The organism is uncultured Helicobacter sp., from assembly GCF_937893305.1.
In the GTDB taxonomy this organism is placed as follows: domain Bacteria; phylum Campylobacterota; class Campylobacteria; order Campylobacterales; family Helicobacteraceae; genus Helicobacter_D.
The window spans coordinates 268,312-291,184 of the sequence record NZ_CALBGN010000015.1; the positions used below are offsets into that span (position 1 = coordinate 268,312).

The following is a 22,873-nucleotide window of genomic DNA, read 5'->3' on the forward strand; positions in this document are numbered from 1 at the left end:
TCAAATAAGCTTGTATGGTTACATTTTTACCCACTCCTATTGGTAACCTACAAGATATCACTCTTCATACTTTAGAAGTGCTTAAGCAATGTGATGTTTTGCTTTGTGAAGACACGAGGATTAGCAAAAAACTCATTACATTGCTAATGGAACGCAATTTACTACCTGATAAAAGCTATATCTACTACTCCTTTCACACACATAATCAAAGAGAATTTTTAGCGCGAAATTCACTAGAATTTTTCTCACAAAATATTGGATTTTTAAGTGATGCTGGAATGCCTTGCATTAGTGATCCGGGAGTGGAACTTGTGCGATATTTACAGGAGAATATGATCCCCTTTGAAGTTTTAGGTGGGATTAGTGCAGTAACGCTTATAGCTGCATTTAGCGGAATTGTAGAAAAAGAATTTACTTTTTTGGGATTCCCCCCACACAAACCAAAAGACAAAAGAGAATTTTTTGCCTCTGTTTTTAAAAATCCTTATCCTATTATTTTGTATGAATCGCCACATCGTTTGCTTGAGAGCTTAGAAGCAATGGAATGTGTTGATAAAAATCGGCAAGTGTTTTTAGCAAAAGAGCTGACAAAAAAACATCAAAATACCTTTAAGGGAAGTTTGGAATCCGTTTTAGACATGCTAAAAGCTTCTAATAACGCAGCACTGTTAAAGGGTGAATGGGCAATGGTTGTGGATAAAGCAGAGAGCATAGAGAATCACACACTTAGCGAAGAGATGTTGCTATCTTTGGAGATTCCACCTAAAATTAAGGCAAAAATTCTAGCAAAAATAAAAGGCGGAAGTGCAAGTGATTATTATCAAAGCTTAGTGAAATAGGCAAAAAATTTAAGAAAAAATAGGATAGAATCAGTGGTTGTTTATGGTAAGCGTATTGCAGAATATATTCTCACAAAACATAAAGATAAAATTTTACAAGTCTATCTTGCAAAAGAAATTGATAAGAAGCAATTTAACGCATTTGCAAGACTTAATGTGCCTTTGGTGCGCGTGGATTCTAAAAAGGCTCAAAGCTTGGCAAGAGGTGGAAATCATCAGGGTTATTTGCTAGAAATTGCACCTTTGATACCATTAGAGTTTAGCGCGTTAAAGGTTATGAATTTTGTGCTAGTTCTTTGTGGGATTAGTGATGTAGGCAACATTGGCGCGCTCTTTCGCACAGCTTTTGTGTTAGGAGTAGATGGGATCGTAATTTGCGGATTAAAAGAATTTAAGCAAGAGGGGGCTTTGCGTGCAAGTTCTGGGGCAATGCTAGATATGCCTTTTTGTCTTGTAAATAATCCATTAGATGTTGCAAATGAATTAAAATTTGCAGGCTTTGAGCTTCTTGGTGCAAGTTTAGAGGGCAAAGAATCTAGTGTGGTTATGCAGGGCAAAAAAGCTTTATTTCTAGGTGCTGAAGATAAAGGGCTAAATGCAAAGATTTTAAAGAAAATGAATCAAAATTTAAAAATTGCGCAAAAAAGAGAGTTTGATTCTTTAAATGTAAGCATAGCAGGTGCAATCTTAATAGATAGGATAATAAATGGAAGATTTTGAAAAATTACAAAGTATTGGGGCAAAGGAAATTTCAAAAAGCACGCATATTGCGTTAAATAAGGTTCAATATATTTTAGATCGTAATTTCAAAGAGCTAAAAGATCGTGCAACCACACACGGATTATTGCAGATTTTAGAGCGTGAATATCGCATTAGTTTAAAGGAGTGGGAGGAAGAATATAAGGCGTTTTGGGAGAATTATGATGGCTCAAATGATGAGATGGGTCCTATGGTAAATTTCAAGGTTACTCACGAAACAACCACTCAAAATGATTCTAAAAAAAACATAATTTTGGGAGCTTTGCTTGTTGTAATTTTGGGTGTTGGATTCTTTGCTTTTGTGAATTTTTATGAAAATCCTGTTGCGCAAGAAGAAAAGTTAGAACCCAAAATAGAAGATAATAATGCAACAAAGGAAGATAATGCTACAAATCAAATTGAAGTAACAAATCATTTAGATGCTTCTGCTTCAACACCGATAAATATACTCCCACAAGATTCTAAAAACACAAAAGAGACTGAAGAGTTGGAATCTAAAAATACAAATTCTGAAGATTTAAACACACAAGTCATATCCAAAGAACAAGAGCTTATGCTATCTAAAAAGACTTCTATTGTGCCAGTGCGTAATGTTTGGGTTGGAATTGTGTATTTAGATAGCAAAAAGCGCACATCTTTTATGACGGAAAAAGCATTTGAGGTGGATTTATCACGCCCTCAAACGATTGTTACAGGACATGGGATGTTAGAAATTGATACACAAGGAGAGAAATCTGCGTTTAATTCTGCAAATAAAATGTTTTTCATTGTAGATCAAAATGGAAATCTCACGCAAGCTACACAAGGGCAATATGAAGCAGCAACTAAGGGGCTAGGGTGGTAAATAAATATCTTTTTATTTTGCTGATGTTTTTTGCAACTTTTCTTTGTGCGCAAGATTCTATGCAAAATCCTGTGGATTACAGAGTAATGCAACTTTTAGGGGTAGAAGATTATAGGATTAATCAAAAGTTTATTCAGCGTCTTTTTGATAATCAAAGTTATTTCTTAGACGCAAAAGGACAGCCTGATTTATATAAGATTTCTAAAACTCTTAAGCAAAATGGGCTTTTAAAACTAACTTTTAAACGTCCTATGGAACTTGAAATTGCTTTTGTTGTTAAAGATAATCCTCAGACTTTTGTTAGCGCACTTTATGATGTTTTGGATGCGATGGGATATTATTATTTTTTAGTCAAACAAAGCTTGCTTGATGAAAAACAATTTAAATTTGTGCTTTCAATGAATACAGAATATGCTATTGATCCTACGTTGTTGCAGGAAAAATTAAAAGAGTTTGGATATAGTGTGCAAAGTATTGAAAGAACAAATCTCTCTCAGTGGAATTATCATATTGCACTTTTAGAATTTAAATATCCAAAAGCTAGTGTTTTAGTGCTTAATGAATCAAATAATACAGCAAATTTAAAGGGTGAGTATTGGTATAGCATTGAAAATGGTAAAGAATTGGAAATTAAGTCTAGTAATAATGTAGCTTGGTATCCAAAAATCGTATTTTATGATGAAGAATTAAATATTTTAGAAATCTTAAGCAGTTCAAAGCTACTGCGCCAAATCCAAAAAACGATTCCAAAAAATACGAAATTTATAAAGATTACAGATGCTTATTTGCCTATTACAATTAAAAACGGATTAAATGTTAAATTGCAATAGTTCATCTTAAAAAGGATAAAAAATGTTTAAAGAAATAGAGTTTGAACGCATAAAAAGATTGCCAAAATATGTGTTTGCTGCAATTAATGAAATTAAATTAAAAATGCGTCAAGATGGTGAAGATGTAATTGATTTTAGTATGGGAAATCCTGATGGTCCAACACCTAATCACATTATAGATAAGCTCTGTGAAGCTGCACAAAAGCCAAAAAATCACGGATATTCTGCAAGTAAAGGGATTTATAAATTGCGTCTTGCTGTTGCAGATACTTATGCAAGAAAATATGGGATAAGATTAGATCCAGATTCTCAAGTATGTATTGCAATGGGTTCAAAAGAAGGCTATGTGCATTTAATTCAAGCTATTACAAATCCCGGGGATACTGCAATTGTTGCAGAACCTGCTTATCCTATTCATTATTATGCTTTTATTTTATCAGGGGCTAATGTTGCAACTTTTGGCTTAAAATGGAATGCTGAATATGAACTTGATGAAGAAGCGTATTTTTCAGAACTTGAAAAAGCATTGTGCAACACAATACCAAAACCAAAATTTGTTGTAACAAACTTCCCACATAATCCCACAACAGTTGTAGTTTATAAAAGTTTTTATGAACGCTTAGTAGCACTTGCTAAAAAAGAGCGTTTTTATATCATTAATGATATTGCTTATGCAGATTTGAGTTTTGATGGCTATGTTGCACCTTCAATTTTTGAAGTTGATGGTGCATTAGATGTTGCAGTGGAATCTTACACGCTTTCAAAGAGCTATAATATGGCAGGTTGGCGTGTGGGTTGTATTGTTGGCAATGAACGCTTAGTTGGTGCATTGCAAAAAATTAAATCGTGGCTAGATTATGGGATTTATACACCTATTCAAATCGCTTCTACAATTGCATTAAACGGCGAGCAAGAATGTGTGCAAGAGATTGCTAAAAAATATGAAAAAAGAATGGAAGTGTTAATTGAGAGCTTTAGTGCATCTGGCTGGAAAATGACAAAACCTAAAGCGAGTATGTTTATTTGGGCGGAGATTCCAGAATGTGCCAAACATTTAGGAAGTATGGAATTTTCTAAGCGACTTTTACAAGAAGCAAAGATTGCAGTAAGTCCGGGGATTGGTTTTGGAAATCACGGAGATTCTTATGTGCGCATTGCTTTAATAGAAAATGAAAATAGAATCCGACAAGCTGCAAGGAATCTCAAGAAATTTCTAAAGCAATTTGAAACAGAAAAGTAGCCAAAATAATGCAACAAAAGGAATCGCAAAATTCAAAAGAGGGATTTATAGAACGATATTTTAAGCTTAAAAGTAAGCAAAGTGATATCAAAACAGAGCTTATGGCAGGCTTTACAATTTTCTTATCCATGCTTTATGTGATTCCTGTTTCTTCTGAAATTCTCTCGCATGCAGGTATGCCAAAGGACGCTCTAATTACAGCTATCACAATTGTTACGATTCTCTCTACACTTGCATGCGGATTGTATGCAAATACGCCCGTAGCAATGAGTGTGGGAATGGGCTTAAATGCGTATTTTGCTTATGGAATCGTGCAAGGTCTTGGAGTCTCGTGGCAACAAGCTTTAGGGATTGTCTTTATTTCTGGTGTTATTTTTATTATCGTTTCTTTTAGTAATTTTAGGATATGGATTCTTAAATCTATCCCCAAAAACTTGCGCTTTGCATTCTGTGTTGGGCTTGGAACATTTCTTGCAACTATTGGGCTTAAAGGCTTGGGATTTTTTGTGTTACAAAATGGCAATTTGTTGTTAGGAAATTTGAGTGAAATCTCCACACTTTTAGGCACTCTTGGTATTTTGTTAATCCTTATTTTGTATCTCTTAAAAGTTCAAGGTGCGTTTATCTTAGGAATCATCATTCTTAGTCTTTTAGGGTTTTTCTTTGGAATTTCTCCTTTGCCTACACAAATCTTTTCTTCTCCCGCTTCTCTTGCGCCACTTGTTTTTGAACTAGAAATTCTAAGTGTTTTAAAATTTGCGTTTATTCCGATTATTTTAACTCTTATGGTTACAGATTTATTTGATTCTTTAGGCACACTTTCAGGAATCGGAACTAAGGCAAATCTATTTGTTGCACTAGAAAATAGTGACACAAAAAAAGATAAAGCATTGGAAAAAACCTTGCAAGTTGATGCTGTTGCAACCACAATGGGAAGCTTGTTTGGAGTTTCGACTACAACAAGTTTTTTAGAATCCGCAAGTGGTGTAGCAATGGGTGGAAAAAGCGGGCTTAGTGCTATTTTTACCGCACTCTTCTTTTGTCTTACGCTTTTTATGCTACCGCTATTTTTAAGCATTCCTTCTTTTGCGATTTATCCTATTTTAGTTGTCGTAGGAGTGGCAATGTTTTTAGAAATTGCACGAATTAATTTTAGCGACTCTGCTTCAGCGGTTGCTAGTTTTTTTGTTATCTTGCTTATGCCTTTGACGACTTCTATTACCATTGGGCTAAGTGCTGGATTTTTGGTGTATTTGTTGATTTTAATTCTTCAGCGACAATGGCAAAAAATTAATTTTGGCTTGATTTTTATCGCATTCCTTAGTTTGTTACCTTTTATACTTTAGGGATTTTATGAAACATATTTGCGACCATTGCCATTTAGAATTTGATGAAAAAGTGCTAATCCATTCAACAATTAATGGAGAGAAAAAGTATTTTTGCTGCAAAGGTTGTGAGGGTGTTTATAAGCTTTTAAATAGTGAAGGGTTGGGGGATTTTTATAGCAAATTAGGTAATAATACCCTAGAACCTGCGCAAGAAATTTTAGAATTTGAAAGTTTGGAATCTTTTGATTCTGTGCCATTTTTTGAACATTTTGTAACCCAAAAAGAATCCTTGTGTGAAGTTTCTTTGATTTTAGAAAAAATCCATTGCATTGCTTGTGTTTGGTTAAATGAAAAGATTTTAGAAAAAACAAAAGGAGTGATAAAAGTTAATATTAATTACACAAACAATAAAGCAACACTTCTTTATGATCCAAAATCCATAAAAATTTCTGAAATCATTCAAGTTATCCGTAGTATTGGCTACAATGCACACGCTTATGATTCGCGCTTACAAGAGACTTACGCACAAAAAGAAAAGCGCGATTATTATATTAAAATGGTTGTTGGAATCTTTTGCGTAATGAATATTATGTGGATTGCCGTGGCGCAGTATGCCGGATATTTTAGTGGAATCTCAAAGGATATGCGCAATATCCTAAACTTCGCAGGATTCGCTCTTGCTACACCTGTAATGTTTTTTAGTGGGATTGTGTTTTGGCGTGGGGCATTAAGTGCGCTTAAATTTAAAACTCCAAATATGGATTTATTAGTGATTAGTGGGGCAAGTTTAGCTTATATTTATTCCATTTATGCAAGTTTTAAAGGGCAAGAAACTTATTTTGAATCTGTAGCAATGATTATCACCTTTGTATTAATCGGTAAATTTTTAGAAGTTCGTGGCAAAAAAAGTGCCGTAGATAGCTTAGATAAACTTAATGCTCAAATGCCTTTAAGCGTGCGTGTAGTTTCAGAAGAAAGCACAAAGGAAGTGAGCGTAGAAGCTGTAAAGACAGGTGATGTCGTGCAGGTTTTAGCAGGAGAGAGAGTAGCATTAGATGGAATCCTTTTGAGTCAAAATGCGCTTTGTGATGAGAGTGCGATTAATGGAGAGTCTCTCCCGCGTCAAAAAAATGTGAAAGATTCCATTTATTCTGGTTCTTTAGCACTTGAAATGCCGTTTTTGTATCGTGTTAGCAAAACTTATAAAGAATCTTTAATGATGCAAATTGTTTCTTTGGTAGAAGATGCTTTAAATGCACGACCTAAGATTCAAGAAATGGCAAATTTTATCACGCGTTATTTTTCTGCTGTGATTTTATCACTTGCGTTTGGGACATTTTTATATTGGAAGTTTGCATTAAATGCGCCTTTTGATAAGGCTTTAATGGTGATGATTTCTGTGATTATCATTGCTTGTCCTTGTGCGCTTGCACTTGCAACACCTATTGCATCTTTGGTAGGCTTAACACAAGCTTTAAAACATAAAATCCTTTTTAAAGAAGCACGATTTTTAGAAACAATCGCAAAGGCAAATACTTTAGTTCTTGATAAAACAGGAACATTAACACAAGGCAAGCTAAAAGTGCAAAATATGCGTTTATTTAAAGAGCTAGAATCTAGTGTGCTTATGGCAATGTTAGAGCAAAGCACACATCCTGTAAGTTGTGGAGTTCTAGAGTTTATGAGAGAAAATCACAAAAACATACATAAAATTACACCAGATAAAATCACACAAAAAAGCGCGCGTGGAATCCTAGCGCAATACAATGGAAGCGTGTATCTTGGAGGAAATTTAGAGCTTTTAAAAGAACAGGGAGTTAAGATTCCACAAGGGCTAGATAGTGGAGATTATAGCGTGTTTTATTTCGCAAAAGATACAGATTTAATTGCAGAGTTTTTTTTGCAAGATTCTCTCAAACAAAACGCAAAATCTGTGATTTCTAAACTTAAAGCACAAGGAATCCATTGTGTGCTTTTAAGTGGCGATCATTTAAAAGCGTGTGAGAGTGTGGCAAAGGAGCTTGGAATCACAGAATTTTATAGCAATCAAAGCCCGATAGATAAGGCAGAATTTATTGATAAGCTACACAAACAAGGCAGGATTGTTGTAATGGCGGGTGATGGGATTAATGATTCTGTGGCATTAAGCAAAAGTGATATTGCAATTGCAATGGGGGGTGGCATTGATTTAGCAATTAGCGTGAGTGATATCGTTGTGCTTGATGATAGTATGCAAGGGATATTAGAATCTTTTAGACTTGGTAAGCGCACTTATAGCTTTATCTTGCAAAATTTAGGATTATCTTTGGTGTATAATGCGCTAACCATTCCACTTGCAATGGCAGGATTTGTAATCCCACTTATTGCAGCACTTTCAATGTCGCTTAGTTCGTTGCTTGTGGTTGGAAATAGTTTGAGAATTAAAGGAGAATAGATGGCAAAAGACGCAAATGGAACAGAGTTAAATGCGGGAGATAGTGTAAGTGTGATTAAGGATTTAAAAGTTAAGGGTGCTAATGCAACTTTGAAGCGTGGAACAACGATTAAAAATATCCGCTTAACAAGCAAGGACACAGAGATTGAAGCAAAAGTAGATAAGTTTGGCACAATTGTTTTAAAAACAGAGTTCTTAAAAAAGATATAAAAAAATTTGTAAAGTTAGAATCTAAACAAGATTCTAACAAATCCACTTAAGCCAAAATGGCTTAAGCTTTAGATTTATCTTGAGCCTTTGAAGTCGTGGATTACTGCAACATTTCCTGCAATATCACTTAAAATCGCGCAAGCAGTTTCTGTGGCACTACCCATAGCGCAAGCTACCATTGTTGTAACACCAGATACAATTCCAGCAGCATAGATTCCATCTCTTACCACATTACGCCCAGAAACTTCTAAGCAAACCTTTCCGGGCTTTGGCATAAGCTTGTGTGGCTTCACAAAAAATTCCAATCCCTTAATCTCACAAGCACTAGCTCCTGTGGCAACAATCACATAATCTGCTTTTTTTACAAACCCTTCTCCACTGACTTCAAAATTCCCTTTTTCGCCGCGGATTTCTGTAGCCTCACCTTCTATGAACTCCACTTTTGCAAGCTTGTTTAACTGCTCCTTTGTAGAAGTAATGATTTCTTCTCCGTCAATTCCAGATTTAAATAAAGGCACATTATACACGCAAGCCTTGTGTAAATCCGCTTCTTTTCCGCCCTTCTCAATCACACTTAGCTCAAAATCAAGCTCTCCTTTAATCGCACTTGCAAGCACCAATGCTGCACTTAGCCCAGCGATAGACCCACCAATAATTACAACTCTTTTTTTCATGATTTTCCTTATTTAATAAACTCCACCCACCCCACCATCTTCAAGGTTAATACCCTTTTTTATTTAAGATTCTATATGCTTCACAACTTGTTGCAAGCATCCATCGCAAACCCTTTTAAACTCTGTAATATCAGTTGCAAACAGCACTCCACATAATGCTAATAAAACTACAAAAACTTTCATAAATCCTCTTATTTTAAATTTTCTAAAATCGCTTCTACAACTTTTTTTGGATTTTCTGCTTTATAAATGGGGCGACCCACTACGATAAAATCACTTTTGGCTTCTTTTGCGTCTTGCAATGTTGCCACGCGTTTTTGATCTGCACTACTCTCTCCAAAAGGACGGATTGCTGGAGTTAATGTTAAAAACTCATCGCCGCATTGTGTTTTGATTACTAAGGATTCCGCACAAGAACAAACCACACCATTTACACCACATTCTTTAGCCATTTTGGCAAACTCTAACACCTGTGTTTCAAGTCCTGTGTGATAAATCTCAAAAAAACTTTCTTTATCAAAGCTTGTAAGTGCTGTTACTGCCATTACAAGTGGTGGATTTGGGAATGTTTTTAGACGCTTCATTACTTCTAGCATTGCTTCTTTGCCACTGCTTGCGTGGATTGTTAGCATATCTACATTAAGCATTGCGATAGATTCCACACTATCACCCATTGTGTTTGGGATATCATAGAGCTTTAAGTCTAAGAAAATCTTAAATTGCGGATTAAGTGCTTTAATCTCCTTTAAAAATTCCGCACCATCACGGATAAAACTCCTTAATCCTACCTTTAGCCAAATTTGATCGCTATTGTTTAGGGAGTTTAAAAGGGCTAAATTTCCTTCCTTGCTTGGTAAATCTAGTGCAATACAGAGCTTCATTTCTCTGCCTTTTTAAATGTGGAATCCTTTTTTTTAAGTTTTTTATCTTTGTTTTGAAAACCTTTGGATTCTAAACTTTTAGACTTTTTAGAGTTTAAAGTCTCCTTTTTGATTACTTCTTTAGTGCTTTGTGTAGCTTGGCTTTGCAATGTTTGCTTGATGAAATCTAGTTTTAGTGTTGCGTTTTTTGCGATTCCATCTAGGATTCCATTAATGAATTTTGTAGAAGTTTCATTGCTAAAGTTTTTAGTAATCTCTAAGGCTTCATTAATCAAAATTGCCTTATCTATTCCGCTAAAAAGAATCTCATACGCACTTAAACGCAAAATTGCGCGTTCCATATCACCAATGCGTTCAAAATCCCAATTTTTTACTTGGTGCTTAATGCGTAAATCTACTTCTTCTAAATGTTCTAAAACTCCATTAAATAACGCTTTTGCAAACTCATTTTGAGCGTTTTTAATCTTGTGTTCTTGCAAAATTTCTTCCATAAAATTTGCAATCCCATCATTACCGCTTCCATAAGCATACAAAAGCTGTGCTACAACTTCTCTTGCGTGCGTGCGTGTTGCCATTTAAACACCAAGCTTTCTATAAAGGTTAATCAACTCAACAAGCCCAGCCATTGCTTCAAAGCCCTTATTTCCTGCCTTTGTCCCTGCACGCTCAATGGCTTGTTCTATGCTATCTGTTGTTAGCACTCCAAAAGTTACCGCCGCTCCATAACGCACAGTTACATTTGCAATCCCCTTTGTGGCTTCTGCGCTTACATAATCAAAATGTGGTGTAGAACCGCGAATAATCGCCCCTAAACAGCACACACCATCAAAATCACCTTGTGAAAGCACTTTTTCTAACACAAAAGGGATTTCAAAAGCACCCGGCACTAAAATATGTGAGAGATTCTCATCTCTTCCGCCGTGGCGCAAAAAACAATCTCTTGCACCTTCTACTAATCTATCTGTAATTAGATGATTAAAACGACTTGAAATAATGGCGATTTTCTCATCACCCATTAATGATAAATTTCCTTCAATCACTTGCATAGCTATCCTTTCTTCGCAATAAAATCAATCTCCAAAATCCTATCTACCAATCCTAAAAGTTCCTTTGGAGTTAGCATATTTGGACCATCGCTTAAGGCATTTTTGGGGTTTGTATGTACTTCACTAAAGAGTCCATCTATCCCAACAGCTGCTGCCGCACGCGCTAAAAGTGGCGCAAAAGAACTATCTCCACCACTTTTTCCCTTTAAGCCACCGGGCATTTGCACGGCGTGTGTCGCATCAAAAATCACTGGCGCAAAAGCACGCATAATCGCTAAAGAGCGCATATCTACAACTAAATTTCCATAACCAAAGCTATTTCCACGCTCTGTTAAACAAATCCTATGCTCTTTTGCACTCTCAAAATCTACGCCTTGTGCGTTTGGATTCCGTGTTTTTAAGGCTTTTAGCACAGAGTATTGCATATCTTGTGGGCTCATAAACTGCCCTTTTTTGATATTAATCATTGCCTTTGTTTTTGCTGCTTCTACAATCAAATCTGTTTGTCTGCACAAAAATGCTGGAATTTGCATAATATCTACAACTTCTGCTACAGGTTTTGCTTGGTAGCTTTCGTGGATATCTGTAAGAAGTTTATAATTAAATTTCTTTTTAATCTGCGCTAAAGATTCCAACCCACTCTCTAAGCCCGGTCCGCGATAGGATTCCAAACTTGTGCGATTTGCCTTATCAAAACTTGCTTTAAAATAAAAGTCAATTTTTGGATTTTTTGCTAAAGGTTGCAAAGCTTCTGCAATCTCTTCTAAAATCTCTTGATTTTCAATCACACAAGGTCCTGCAATAATAATCATTCATCTAGCCTTTTAGTAAATTAAATTCGTGTCTTTTAAAGTCATAATTATACACTTCTCCACTCTCAATAATGTAATGCCAACCATAAATCTTAAGCGTCCTTGCAAGATACTTTTCTTTCACTTTTGGATAAGTGAAGAGATTCATAATTTGCCTTTCTATATTGATTTGCTCTGTTAAATACGCACGCATAGCGTGATTTTTAGGCTTTAATGCTAAAACTTTTTCTTTTACAGGTGCGATAAGTCGCAACCAATTTTTTACATTTGGCATTCTCTCAAAATGCCCTTCTTCATACAAAGCCGCACAGCCCCCGCAATGAGAATGCCCACAAATAATGATATTTTCTACCTTTAATTCTTCAAGTGCATATTCAATAGCTGAAGTTGTCGCTAAATATTCTTGTGCTTCTCTATATGGTGGCACGATATTTGCGATATTTCTCACTACAAAGAGTTCTCCAGGTAGCGTGTTTGTAATAAGATTTGGCACAACTCTAGAATCTGCACAGCCCACAAAAAGTGTGTGTGGATTTTGCCCTTCTTTTAAATTCTCAAAGAGTTCTTTATAGGCTAAAAAATTTTCTTCTTTAAACTTTATTGCTCCCTCAAAGAGTAAATCCATTGTATTTGGCACATTACTTAGGTTTTGTGTGTCTTTTTGGGAGGTTTTGGATTCCAACTTTTCTTGCATTATTTACCTTAAGGCTTGATTTTGGCAATATCGCCAATCGCGCTTGGTAAATCTTCTCCAATGCTATATACATATAAATCCACACGACGATTTTTAGAACGCAAGGCGGGAATATCGTTGTTAGCAATTGGCGAAAACTCCCCCTCTCCACCACCTAAAACGCGATTTTTCTCTAAGCCTTGTTGCAAGAGTAAATCCGCCACATTAACTCCACGCGCAACAGAAAGTTCTAAATTATCCGCAAAGACTGCATTAGCACGCATAGGGACATTATCGGTATGTCCGATTGCCTTAACTAGCACTGCTTTTGGCATTTTTAAAAGCTCTAAAGATAGGCGTTTTAAAAATGCGATTCCACTAGGATTTGTTAGCTCTGCACTCCCAGTTTGAAAAAGTAATTCTTCTGGCACGCGTATAATCACTCCCCTTTCAGCTTCTTCAAGCTCTACGCTAGGACCATTTGAAATGCGATTAACTTCATTATAATCTGTAATCAAACTTCCAAAAATATTCACAACATTATCCATTTCAACTTGTGTTTCAATAGGAGTTGCTTTAATGGGAGCTGGTGGGTTTATTTGGCTTTGTGAGCCTTTTTCAAGCACCGCAAGAGAACCTTCTAAAGAGCCTACGGCTTGTGCGATTCTTTGTGTATCAAAAGTCGCCATTGATAGCAAGAGAATAAAAAATGTCAAAATTAGCGTAACCATATCTCCATAAGTCCCAAGCCACAACGGAACACCTTGAGGACAATCACAAGCTGGACATTTCTTTTCTTTTGCCACTGCTTTAACCTTTTTCAAAAATTTTGTGATTATAGCCTATCTTTAGTTATAATGCTATTTAATTTTAAATTTTGTGAGGAAATTTTGCACGCAATTATTGATTTTATTGTAGAGTCTGTAAGTGCCTTTGGCTATTTTGGAATCTTTTTTATGATGTTTTTAGAGAGTAGTTTTATCCCATTTCCTAGTGAAGTTGTGATGATTCCAGCAGGTTTTTTAGCTCATCAAGGAGAGATGAATTTTTTTCTTGCTATTTTTTGTGGGATTTTAGGATCACTTAGTGGCGCACTTTTAAACTACTATTTAGCCTTATATTTTGGGCGTGAGCTACTGATAAAATGGGGAAAATATTTCTTTTTTGATGAAAAAACAATGGTAAAAATGGAAGATTTCTTCGCTAAACACGGACATATCTCAACCTTTAGTGGGCGTTTAATACCAGTGATTAGACAATATATTTCACTCCCAGCAGGGCTTGGTAAAATGCCTCTAGCACTTTTTTGCTTTTATACAAGCTTAGGGGCTGGGATTTGGGTAATTATCCTAACTGCGCTTGGCTATTTTCTAGGACAAAATGAAGCAATTTTAAAAGAATATCTTCATCTTATAACATTGACTTTAGTCGCACTTGTATGTATTGGAATCGCAATCTACATCTACTTCCAGCGCAAAACAAAAAAACAATCTCACTAGGGATGATCATCCCTAGTAGCAAAATAAAAATTAATCTTTTATAAGAAAAACCAGAACTCCTAGAACAGGATTCTAATCTCACCTCTTACTCCAAGATTTAAATTAGAAGAGAAGTTGGAGAGAATATAACGATTACCTTCTAAAGATAACTCTACATCTTTAATACGATGTTTCACGCCAACAATTGCATTTCCAAAATAAAAATCATATTTTGGATTTCTAAAGTTAAAGCGCATATTTCTATTAGTATCACGGATTGTTGTGTATTTGTCTGCATCGCTAAAGTAATATCCAGCATCAATCTTGCCATAAGCAATTGTTTTGCCATCATTCATATATTCTCCAAGCAAAGCAGAAGCTACAAATCCTAAACTTTGATAGAAGTTTTGTTTAACATACAATCCATTTGAAGTTGTATAATCATCATTAAAGAATGCTGTGTAATCCATCTTTGTATTAATATCAAACAAAGAATTTTCACTTAAATAAAATTTTTTACCTAAAGCCAAAGAAGCGTTTAAAGCGCGTGTGCTATAATCTGTATCAACGCGTTCTTTTCTTCCTTCAATAGAAGTATCAAGGCTAGATTTATAAAAGCTCACCCCTAAATCTGTTTCTGCATAAAATCCATTATGCCAGGCAATAGCTCCATAAGCATTAAAGTTTGTATTTTTAATCTTAGAATGTCCAACATCACCTCCATATTGTGTATTCATAAAACCATAACTTCCATAAACACCTTTCATGACATCAAACTTATCATAATGTGAAACTTCATCAATTCCCATTGTATTTAATGTAAGATTTGTTTTTGCCATTAAATCATTATAGATATTGGTATTAAAATCTGTATTTGTAAAATAAGATTGATACCAAAAGCCTGATTGCGCTTGTGTAGTTCCATCATTTTTTAAGATTCTAAATCTTTCAGAGAGTTGAGAATCTGCTAAAAAAGACATTCTATTAATCAAAAATGCATTATCTAAGATTCCTATAACAGTATTAGAAGGATTAGGATTAGGATTAGGATTAGGATTAGGATTCGGGTTTGGATTAGGTTTGCTAGAGTTAGAGATAATAATACCCTCTAAATTAATATTTCCAGTTGCTTGATCTTGTGTAACTTGAGCTTGTAATGTGTATTTTAAAGCACCATTATCTTCTTTCCATTGTTGGCTATGTAATTTATTTCCTAAGATTTTATTTCCATTATTAACCTTTGACATATCAACAAGTGTATGTTGTCCTTTAATTGTTTGTTCTCCAATAATATTTGGGTTAAAGAAGTCATCTCCTGTGATTTGAATATTAAGCTCTGTAAGATTTGTAAAATCTACAGAGTCAGTGATTGTGATTTTATCTCCTTTATTATTTTTTAAATCTGTGTAAAAGTTTAAGTTATTTTTCCCTTGTGCTTCTAGTCTGTCTGTAGTAATAGTATAGTAAGTTGTCGTTGCTCTTGTTGTTGGAGCGTGTTTAAAGTTTAGTGTTGAATCATTAAGATAAAATCCACTATTTGCATACACTCTATCACCTTGATTACCAGCATTATTTGTTAAAACTTCATTTTTTGCAGTGAGATTTACATCTGCACCTACATTAAGTGTTGAAGCATCTGCATAAAGAGAATAACTTTTTAGATTTGTTGTATCTATAGTATCTCCTGCATTTTCTTTTTTAAGTTGTGCTTGTGTCTCAATGGTAAGTTTATCTTTAATATCAAGTGTCCCATTATCTAGCTTTAAACCAATTGCTTGGGAAGTAGCTTTTTGGTTTGTTTTAGTAATTTCTGAAGCAATAGCTTTTGTAGCAATTTTAAGGGCAGAAGTTAGAGTAATGTTTGAATGTGTTGCTTGAATAGCTTGAGCTTTTTTTTCAACAGCATTATCAGCTTCTATGTCAATGCTTAGTGTTCCTTTATCATTAGTATGTCCTAATGATAGATTTGTGTGTTTAACATCAAAAACATTTGCTGTTGCCTTATCTGCAATTTGTTGATCTGGGGTTTTGCCTGCACCACCAGCGGTTCCTTGTCCGCCCGGTGTGGCACCACCTCCACCTACTGCCTGACAATTATTTATCCCATTATTGCAAGCAGCTGCACTCCCATTTCCACCTCCATTTCCACCATTACCAGTGTTTCCACCTTGCCCAGCAGTTCCAGCATTTCCCCCTTTGGATTTTACAGAAATATTAGTGATTTTAATGGCGGCATTGATTGTTCTTCCTGCATTATCGCCTATATCAAAAAGAGTGATTTCAGAACTACCACCCTTTCCACCATTACCTCCATCACCGCCTTTTCCACCAGAACCACCAGAACCACCATTGCCTGCATTAGCATTCCCTTGCATAGGCATACCACCAACAAATGTTACTTTTGTCGCAGCATCTCCCCCATCACCGCCTCTTCCACCAGAACCACCATTACCGCCTCTTCCACCAGAACCACCATTACCACCTGTTAGAGTTGCTTCAATGCCTTGTTGAAGAGTAAGGTTATAACCATCAGTTTTACCCTGAAATAAAGTAGCCTTAATATTTCCTCCTTCACTACCATTACCACCAGTTCCACCATTACCACCATTACCACCAGTTCCACCAATAACTTGATTTATACCACTTGCATCATCTTTATCGCGAATAGATTCTCCTCTCCCTCCATCACCTCCATTTCCGCCATCACCTCCTTTTCCTCCATTTCCGCCATTACCTGCTGTGTATGTAATTGTTAATTTATTAGCAATTGTCCCAGTAGCATTTGAGGCAGAAACATCAATATTTGCATTTTGGCTTTGTCCATCAGATCCTCCATTTCCTGTTACTCCATTCGTTCCACTTCCTCCATTATTACCTTGAGCAAATTTAGTGCCTCCTCCTCCTTGTTGTTGTCTATCCCAAGCATTTGTCGCATTGTTAAATTTGCTACCAAAACCTCCTGATGAAGTATAATCTTGAGCTGCCTTATTTCCACTTTGCCCAGTGTTTCCATCTTGCCCATTAGTAACTTGAGATTGTTGATTGATAGTGTGAGAACTTTGATTTGGATCAAAGGAGATTGCATAAGTTTGTGTTTGAAAGATAAAAGTAGAAAGTGAAGTTGCAAGAACGCTATAACGAAATGCCTTTTTAGTAAATGGGGCTAATAAGTGTTTTCTAAATGCCCCCCCCCCCGCAGGAATATTAGAATAATTGTCTAATGTTTTTTCCATGATTTTCTCCTTTTTTATTTAAAGTGTAATTTTAATTTCAAATCCTGCAATTTTTACATATAATTATTAAAAAATAAAAGTAACATTATCACATTTACTTTAGATGAAATAAAAATCATTTTTATAATATAAAAAATAATTTAAAAATTAATTCCATATTATAGGAATTTATTAGTATTTATAATAAATCTTAAATTTATAAAAAATTATTTTTTTAAGTTACATTTAGTAACAAATGATAGAAAATTTAATGGATTTTTAAAAAAGTGTTTGCTGATTCATTGAAAGTTCAAAAATTTAATGAAATGAATATAATTCTAAAAGCAGATTTGAAAGTATGGGGTGGGCGATGGGAATCGAACCCACGACCCTCAGGACCACAATCTGATGCTCTAACCGACTGAGCTACGCCCACCATACAGCTACAAAAATAAACAAGGAAATGGTCGGGGCGAAAGGATTCGAACCTTCGACCCCTTGGTCCCAAACCAAGTGCGCTAACCAGACTGCGCTACGCCCCGACTTCAAAAAAAGAAAATGAATTATACTTTTAAAATTCTTCTTTGTCAAGAAAACAAAAACAAAGCCACACTTAAAAATTACATATAGCTTAAATCTTTCATTTTCTTAGCTTTTGTGATTAATATTACTATCATTGCAAAAATCAAATTTTTCATTAAAAAACAAGGTGCTTGATTTCAAATCAAAAATTAAGTTACTTATTTTGTGTCCCCTAAGCAATATCTCAAACCTAAAAAAGTCTTTTAATGAAGAGAATCCCATTTAAAAGAATGCTTTTATAACTAATTTTGCGAAAAATAACCTTTTTGTAATTTTTTAATTCTTAATTTTCTTCTTTAAACAAGATGCTTTAAACTTTATAATTTGACTTAAAATCAAAATCTCTAATTCTCTAAATTTTATACCCTAAATTAAAAACACTTAATCTGTATGGTGTTCACATAAGTTTCTATAAAATTCTAATAACAAAGAATCCATCCAATCTTCAAACTTGTAATTATTCTTTTCCATATCTTTCTTATTTGCCACTTCTGCATCTTTTTTATTTCAAATTTTTCGCAATTCTATTTCTTTGCAATGAAATTCATATTGTTACCATTGTTTAAAGAATCTTCAATTCTAAAAGAACTCTTAAAATTATTTGCAAATTTATTTAAATTATTTTTATTATTTTTGCACTTTAATATCTCAATATAAATCATCAAAACTAAAATCAAATTTTGCATTTAACAAATTTAAATTTTCTTTTAAATATAGATTAAAAAAAATTGGCTCTTCTCTAAAATTTATGATCATAAAAGGATGAAGATTCCATAAAATCTCATTCATCAAAATAAACTTCTTTTTCGAAAATGTAAGTTCCAAATGTAATTTTTTAATTTTGCTTTCACTAAAAATCAAATTCTTTATGAAAATGTAATTTTTAAATTTCTCCTTTATGTTTGTAAAGAAGTTATTTTGGACTGTAATTTTACCAAACCTAAAATCTCTAAAACACAAGAAATGAGAACTGAAATTACCAAAAGCCCCACTAAATCAAAAATCTTTTTCATATTTAATTTTAATAATTTCTCTCATTTATTGCCATTTTCATCTACTTCTTCACTATTATCCACAAATACATTTTCATTGTCTTGTATTTGTGTTACATTCACTTTTTAATTCAAATCTGTTTTTAATATTTTCTGCAATTTTACTTCATAAATAAATCTGTTTTTATGAGAGATTTTCAAATAGCCCACAAGCCCTTGAGGCAATGTGTCCTGTAAAATCCTTTGGCACATTGGAATCTTTATTATAATAATACAAAGCTACTGCTATATCTAAACCTTCAAAATCTAACTTTTTATCAAATGTTTCTTTAAAGCCTTGCAATTTATCCCTTGCGTTTGCCTCAAAGCTTAAGCCCTTAGGATCTACAAAGATGATTCTATAATTCCCGCTTTGCTTATGCTTTAACCAAAAGATAAAATCTGGGTAAAACTTCCTTTGCTCTTGGCTTTGCGTATCAAAATAGGGGATAAAGATAGAATCTAGCTTTTCTACAATCTTGCTAAAGCACCACTCATAATCTTTAAATGCGTTCTTAGAATCTTGTAAATATTTCTGCAAATCCTCTAAAAATTCTATCTCACTTCTTTCACTAATAGCATAGTTAATATGGATTGTAGAATCTTTATATGATTCTAAAACCATAGGGCTGTAATAGTGCTTTGCTAACTCTGCTGTGATAACATAGCTATGTTTTTCTATGCTTTGTGTTGGTTTAGCTTGGATTTGCTCGGTGTATTCATCTAGTGAGATTTTGCCTTTTTCAAAATCTTTTTTAAGTTCATCTATGCTTTTAGCTTGTTTGCTCTGCGCCAATGCTTTAACCACCTCATTCATCTCTTTTATAATCGTATCGTTTAGCCCATCACCACTTAGCATAAATTCATTATAATGTGTAATTTTATCTTCACAAGGCACAAACTTTTCTAACTCCAGCAAAGGTGTGTGGAAAAATCTATCCATACTATGCAGGGCATTTTGTGGTTTAAGCTTTGGCATATTGCCCTTTATCTCTAAGCTTGCACTTGCTTCATCACGCATTTTTTGCTGTATCTTTTGCAAAGTGCTAAAGCCTAAATCCGCTCTATTTATCCCGCTTGATACAAGCAAAATATCTTCATCATAAGATTCTATATATTTGCTTAATCTCTCAAAATCATAATGTGAGATAACAAAAGTTTCGCTTCTTTTATGAGAGTCTTTATAGCTTGGCACAAGCAGTGGCTCTAGCGTTTTATTTCTCTTAAAGCCTGTAATCTTACTTTGGAATCTAAAGCCCTCAAGCCCCTTTAAAATCCACTCAATCGCTTCATTTTCTGTCGCCATAATAAATACACTCTCAATGCCCAAACTCCCATCACCTAAAGAATCTTTTTTGTTATACTCTAGCTTATTACTTGCTTTTAGTCGTTTGCGGACATCTTTAAAAGGCTCAATTCTCACCCCTCGCCCTATGGTTTGTAGGACATATTTTTTTGCCTTTTTGCTACCGATATTGATAAAGTTAATGAAATTCACACGATTGCTATCCCACCCCTCGCTAAACACCTTGCTTCCCATCATAATTTGTATGGGCGATTCTTTGTGATTTAGCTCTTCAAAATACCCCTTTGCCATATCCTCCCCACTCTCAATGCCTAGCCCATCAAGATAGCTTTTCTCCCACTCTTTAATACTACCGATATTTAAAAGCAAAAAGGGTTTTGTCGCATTTTTACTTTTAAAGGCAAGTTCTTTATTATTCCCCTTAATCTTACAGCACTCTAGGCTTGAAGTCTCTTTAGCATAAAAGATTTGCTCTCTTAAGTCTTTAGAATCCACTTTTGCAAGTCGCTCTAAAAAGTCTTTATTCATCTCTTTTTCAGCAAAATATATTTTGCTAGATTCTAGCTTTTTTGCTAAGTTTTTTGCAATCTCGCTTATATCTTTAGAATCTTGTAAGATTTTCATAATCGCTTCAAAATACAGCTTAATCCCCGCATCTTTGGTATTGACTTTATCCGCCACAGCGATGATTAAAGGATTATGATAATGCAAGTTTTCAAACCTTGCTTTTAAGCTTTCTAATTCCTGCTTTATCCCCACAAAAAGGATAAAACTCTCTAGTATTCGCTCTAGCTTTTCATCGCTAAAATCCACTTTAGAATCTTTAAAGGCTTTGAGATTACTATCTAGCACCACGATATTTTTCCCATAGCCATCATTATTAAACTTCTCTAAATTGTAGTTAAAAGCACAAGTAAAAAGCTCTATATCATTATCAAAAGTCGCAGAAAAGTTAAAGATAAATCCGTGCGGATACTCCTGCCTTTTTCGCCCTTTTGCTAAGTCTCTTATATAGCTTTTTCTTATAGAATCTTTGCTATCGCCCTTATGTGCTTCATCAAGTAAGATATACCAGCCTTTTTCACGCATTAAATCATCATAATTTAGTCTCTTAGCCTTAGAATCTTTGCCGACATTTTCCTTTATATCTAGCAAATCACTTCTACCAAGAAACACGACATTTTCAAAGCCTAGCAAACTTTGATTATCATAAGCTTTTATCTCTTTGCAAGTGATTTGTATCGGCTGATACGCATTAAAGCTTTGTATATGCGTTTTAAACTGATCTAAAATCTTATCATTTGGCACAAGTAGCATTATGGGCTTAGATTCTATCTCGCCATTTTTCATAAGTTTTTGCATAAGGCTTATAAGCTTTATCATCACAATACTTTTGCCACTGCCTGTCGCCATCCAAAAGCTTGCCATATTGCAAAACTCTTTTATATCTAAGCCTTTTTTAGAATCTAATCCATTGTATTTAAAAGCCTGTTTGTATTCATAGCATAGCTCTTTTGCATTATCCCTATACAGCTTTAAACTGCATAATGCCTTTTGCAATGCCGCCACTTGATACTCCTGCAGGCTAATACTGCCATTAAAGCTTACTAAATCAAGGCTTTCAAAAAGATCGCTGAAAGAGTGAAGCTTTTTGTCTGTAATATCTTTTAAAATCAGTGATTGTTTTTTGGTCATTTTCCTGCTCTCGTGTTAAGTGTTTTATAGGTAGATTCTAATATCTCTTCATCTTCTTGTTCTGCCTTTAGCAATGCTTCCTTTTTGCGCTGTGTAGCAAATAGCTCATATTGTTTATAAGCGGTTTGCTCCATTTGTGCGTTAGAGATACTGCCATTATCTTTTAAAATTTGCATTCCTTGAAATGTAAGCAAAGAATCCACATTTTGTCTCCAAAAGTCCATGGTCAAAGTTTGCTTATCTTTCACTCTAAGTTCTGCGGATTCTAAAAACACATTAACCAAACGATTTAAACTATCTAGCTCCTCTTTTTTTAGATAATTTTTCGCCACAATCACATCGCCTTTACGCACAACACTACCTTTCCAACTTGTAAGCCCCATATTCAGCTTTTTTGCATTTGCTCTCTCGCAAATCAGCTCTGCGGCAGTTTTGTGCGTGATAGCATATAAAAGCTTGTTTTGCGTCTGTGCGAAAAACATTTGCGTTGCCTTATCGCTAGAATCATAATCTACACTCAAAGCAAAAAGCTCTCGCACTTTTTGATAAAACCTTTTTTCACTCGCCCTTATATCCCTAATCTGCTCTAACAGCTCATCAAAGTAATCGCTTCTGCCATTTGGATTCTTAAGTCTATCGCTATCTATTAAAAAGCCCTTTTGTAAATAGGTTTTTAAATGCTCATTTGCCCAGATTCTAAACTGCACTCCCCTTTTACTGCGGACACGAAAACCCACAGCCAAAATCATCTCTAAGGAATAAAATTTCACTTTGTATGATTTGCCATCACTAGCAGTTGTTCGGATTTCCCGAATAACTGAATTTGCCTGCAATTCCCCATCTTTTAGGATATTTGTGATATGTTCGCTTATACTAGATTTTGAGATGTCAAAAAGTTTTGCCATAGAATCTTGGGCTAAAAATACACTCTCTCCAAGCTCATAAAGTTCAACCTTTATCTTTTTATCTTTCGTGGTGTAGAGAAGGAGGTTTGGCATA

General features: G+C 34.7%; 19 protein-coding genes and 2 tRNA genes. 9 read left to right on the top strand and 12 right to left on the bottom strand.

Annotated features, from left to right (window positions below):
• The first annotated feature begins 14 nt into the window (after window positions 1-14).
• From rsmI to Q0358_RS05005, 8 genes are read left to right on the top strand one after another with little or no spacing between them, the layout of a single operon-like run.
• Complete coding sequence (gene rsmI, locus Q0358_RS04970; RefSeq protein ID WP_299548116.1) at window positions 15-839, top strand: 16S rRNA (cytidine(1402)-2'-O)-methyltransferase; 825 nt, start codon at window positions 15-17, stop codon at window positions 837-839.
• A gap of 33 nt (window positions 840-872) precedes the next feature.
• Complete coding sequence (rlmB, locus tag Q0358_RS04975; protein WP_299548119.1) at window positions 873-1,559, top strand: 23S rRNA (guanosine(2251)-2'-O)-methyltransferase RlmB; 687 nt, start codon at window positions 873-875, stop codon at window positions 1,557-1,559.
• Complete coding sequence (locus tag Q0358_RS04980; protein ID WP_299548122.1) at window positions 1,546-2,442, top strand: hypothetical protein; 897 nt, start codon at window positions 1,546-1,548, stop codon at window positions 2,440-2,442. The genes rlmB and Q0358_RS04980 overlap by 14 nt, the downstream gene beginning before the upstream one ends.
• The gene (locus tag Q0358_RS04985) at window positions 2,436-3,272 is read left to right on the top strand and encodes a hypothetical protein (protein ID WP_299548125.1); all 837 of its coding nucleotides are present in this window, start codon (window positions 2,436-2,438) and stop codon (window positions 3,270-3,272) included. The genes Q0358_RS04980 and Q0358_RS04985 overlap by 7 nt, the downstream gene beginning before the upstream one ends.
• Before the next feature lie 22 nt (window positions 3,273-3,294).
• Window positions 3,295-4,512, top strand: coding sequence for an LL-diaminopimelate aminotransferase (locus tag Q0358_RS04990; RefSeq protein ID WP_299548128.1), 1,218 nt, complete (start codon window positions 3,295-3,297; stop codon window positions 4,510-4,512).
• Between the two features lie 8 nt (window positions 4,513-4,520).
• A complete protein-coding gene (locus tag Q0358_RS04995; RefSeq protein WP_299548131.1) occupies window positions 4,521-5,858 on the top strand; it encodes an NCS2 family permease in 1,338 nt (445 codons plus the stop codon).
• A 7-nt stretch (window positions 5,859-5,865) separates the two neighbouring features.
• A complete protein-coding gene (locus Q0358_RS05000; RefSeq protein ID WP_299548134.1) occupies window positions 5,866-8,274 on the top strand; it encodes a heavy metal translocating P-type ATPase in 2,409 nt (802 codons plus the stop codon).
• Window positions 8,275-8,484: an alkylphosphonate utilization protein gene (locus Q0358_RS05005; protein WP_299548137.1), complete on the top strand. Its 210-nt coding sequence runs from the start codon at window positions 8,275-8,277 to the stop codon at window positions 8,482-8,484.
• A 74-nt stretch (window positions 8,485-8,558) separates the two neighbouring features.
• Here the strand turns inward: Q0358_RS05005 and Q0358_RS05010 are convergent, their stop codons facing one another.
• The 7 genes from Q0358_RS05010 to Q0358_RS05040 all read right to left on the bottom strand — a co-directional run bounded on the left by Q0358_RS05010 (window position 8,559) and on the right by Q0358_RS05040 (window position 13,376).
• On the bottom strand, window positions 8,559-9,158 hold the full coding sequence (locus tag Q0358_RS05010; protein WP_299548141.1) for an NAD(P)/FAD-dependent oxidoreductase: 600 nt from the start codon (window positions 9,156-9,158) through the stop codon (window positions 8,559-8,561).
• Window positions 9,159-9,349: 191 nt separating this feature from the next.
• Window positions 9,350-10,039, bottom strand: a complete 690-nt coding sequence (gene pyrF, locus Q0358_RS05015; RefSeq protein ID WP_299548144.1) for an orotidine-5'-phosphate decarboxylase — start codon at window positions 10,037-10,039, stop codon at window positions 9,350-9,352.
• A complete protein-coding gene (gene nusB, locus Q0358_RS05020) occupies window positions 10,036-10,614 on the bottom strand; it encodes a transcription antitermination factor NusB (protein WP_317381103.1) in 579 nt (192 codons plus the stop codon). The genes pyrF and nusB overlap by 4 nt, the downstream gene beginning before the upstream one ends.
• Window positions 10,615-11,085, bottom strand: coding sequence for a 6,7-dimethyl-8-ribityllumazine synthase (gene ribH, locus Q0358_RS05025; RefSeq protein WP_299548147.1), 471 nt, complete (start codon window positions 11,083-11,085; stop codon window positions 10,615-10,617).
• Between the two features lie 2 nt (window positions 11,086-11,087).
• A complete protein-coding gene (gene kdsA, locus Q0358_RS05030; RefSeq protein ID WP_299548150.1) occupies window positions 11,088-11,897 on the bottom strand; it encodes a 3-deoxy-8-phosphooctulonate synthase in 810 nt (269 codons plus the stop codon).
• A gap of 4 nt (window positions 11,898-11,901) precedes the next feature.
• Entirely contained in the window at window positions 11,902-12,522 is a 621-nt protein-coding gene (locus tag Q0358_RS05035; protein ID WP_299548216.1) for a carbonic anhydrase, read from the bottom strand.
• Between the two features lie 77 nt (window positions 12,523-12,599).
• Window positions 12,600-13,376, bottom strand: a complete 777-nt coding sequence (locus Q0358_RS05040; protein WP_299548153.1) for a flagellar motor protein MotB — start codon at window positions 13,374-13,376, stop codon at window positions 12,600-12,602.
• Between the two features lie 84 nt (window positions 13,377-13,460).
• Between Q0358_RS05040 and Q0358_RS05045 the strand changes: the two genes are divergently transcribed.
• Window positions 13,461-14,069, top strand: coding sequence for a DedA family protein (locus Q0358_RS05045; protein WP_299548156.1), 609 nt, complete (start codon window positions 13,461-13,463; stop codon window positions 14,067-14,069).
• A 59-nt stretch (window positions 14,070-14,128) separates the two neighbouring features.
• Here Q0358_RS05045 and Q0358_RS05050 read toward each other — a convergent pair whose 3' ends face one another.
• The 5 genes from Q0358_RS05050 to Q0358_RS05070 all read right to left on the bottom strand — a co-directional run bounded on the left by Q0358_RS05050 (window position 14,129) and on the right by Q0358_RS05070 (window position 22,872).
• Complete coding sequence (locus tag Q0358_RS05050; protein WP_299548159.1) at window positions 14,129-17,281, bottom strand: autotransporter outer membrane beta-barrel domain-containing protein; 3,153 nt, start codon at window positions 17,279-17,281, stop codon at window positions 14,129-14,131.
• A gap of 338 nt (window positions 17,282-17,619) precedes the next feature.
• A tRNA-His gene (locus Q0358_RS05055) sits at window positions 17,620-17,696 on the bottom strand.
• 28 nt (window positions 17,697-17,724) lie between these two features.
• Window positions 17,725-17,802: transfer RNA gene (locus Q0358_RS05060), tRNA-Pro, on the bottom strand.
• Between the two features lie 1,216 nt (window positions 17,803-19,018).
• Window positions 19,019-21,874 (bottom strand): DEAD/DEAH box helicase family protein, encoded by a 2,856-nt coding sequence (locus tag Q0358_RS05065; RefSeq protein WP_299548162.1) that lies wholly within the window; start codon window positions 21,872-21,874, stop codon window positions 19,019-19,021.
• Window positions 21,871-22,872 carry a virulence RhuM family protein gene (locus tag Q0358_RS05070; protein WP_299548219.1) on the bottom strand — a complete coding sequence of 334 codons (1,002 nt, stop codon included), beginning with the start codon at window positions 22,870-22,872 and terminating at the stop codon, window positions 21,871-21,873. Before Q0358_RS05070 ends, Q0358_RS05065 begins: the two co-directional genes overlap by 4 nt.
• Window position 22,873: the final 1 nt, after the last annotated feature.

Excerpts from the sequence above, each read along its gene's own strand:
- Q0358_RS04990 (WP_299548128.1), top strand. The coding sequence starts at position 3,295 with ATGTTTAAAGAAATAGAGTTTGAACGCATAAAAAGATTGCCAAAATAT.
- rsmI (WP_299548116.1), top strand. The coding sequence starts at position 15 with ATGGTTACATTTTTACCCACTCCTATTGGTAACCTACAAGATATCACT.
- Q0358_RS05035 (WP_299548216.1), bottom strand. The coding sequence starts at position 12,522 with ATGGATTTACTCTTTGAGGGAGCAATAAAGTTTAAAGAAGAAAATTTT.
- Q0358_RS05050 (WP_299548159.1), bottom strand. The coding sequence starts at position 17,281 with ATGGAAAAAACATTAGACAATTATTCTAATATTCCTGCGGGGGGGGGG.
- Q0358_RS04995 (WP_299548131.1), top strand. The coding sequence starts at position 4,521 with ATGCAACAAAAGGAATCGCAAAATTCAAAAGAGGGATTTATAGAACGA.
- Q0358_RS05070 (WP_299548219.1), bottom strand. The coding sequence starts at position 22,872 with ATGCCAAACCTCCTTCTCTACACCACGAAAGATAAAAAGATAAAGGTT.
- Q0358_RS05010 (WP_299548141.1), bottom strand. The coding sequence starts at position 9,158 with ATGAAAAAAAGAGTTGTAATTATTGGTGGGTCTATCGCTGGGCTAAGT.
- Q0358_RS05065 (WP_299548162.1), bottom strand. The coding sequence starts at position 21,874 with ATGACCAAAAAACAATCACTGATTTTAAAAGATATTACAGACAAAAAG.
- nusB (WP_317381103.1), bottom strand. The coding sequence starts at position 10,614 with ATGGCAACACGCACGCACGCAAGAGAAGTTGTAGCACAGCTTTTGTAT.
- Q0358_RS04980 (WP_299548122.1), top strand. The coding sequence starts at position 1,546 with ATGGAAGATTTTGAAAAATTACAAAGTATTGGGGCAAAGGAAATTTCA.
- Q0358_RS05000 (WP_299548134.1), top strand. The coding sequence starts at position 5,866 with ATGAAACATATTTGCGACCATTGCCATTTAGAATTTGATGAAAAAGTG.
- Q0358_RS05005 (WP_299548137.1), top strand. The coding sequence starts at position 8,275 with ATGGCAAAAGACGCAAATGGAACAGAGTTAAATGCGGGAGATAGTGTA.
- pyrF (WP_299548144.1), bottom strand. The coding sequence starts at position 10,039 with ATGAAGCTCTGTATTGCACTAGATTTACCAAGCAAGGAAGGAAATTTA.
- ribH (WP_299548147.1), bottom strand. The coding sequence starts at position 11,085 with ATGCAAGTGATTGAAGGAAATTTATCATTAATGGGTGATGAGAAAATC.
- kdsA (WP_299548150.1), bottom strand. The coding sequence starts at position 11,897 with ATGATTATTATTGCAGGACCTTGTGTGATTGAAAATCAAGAGATTTTA.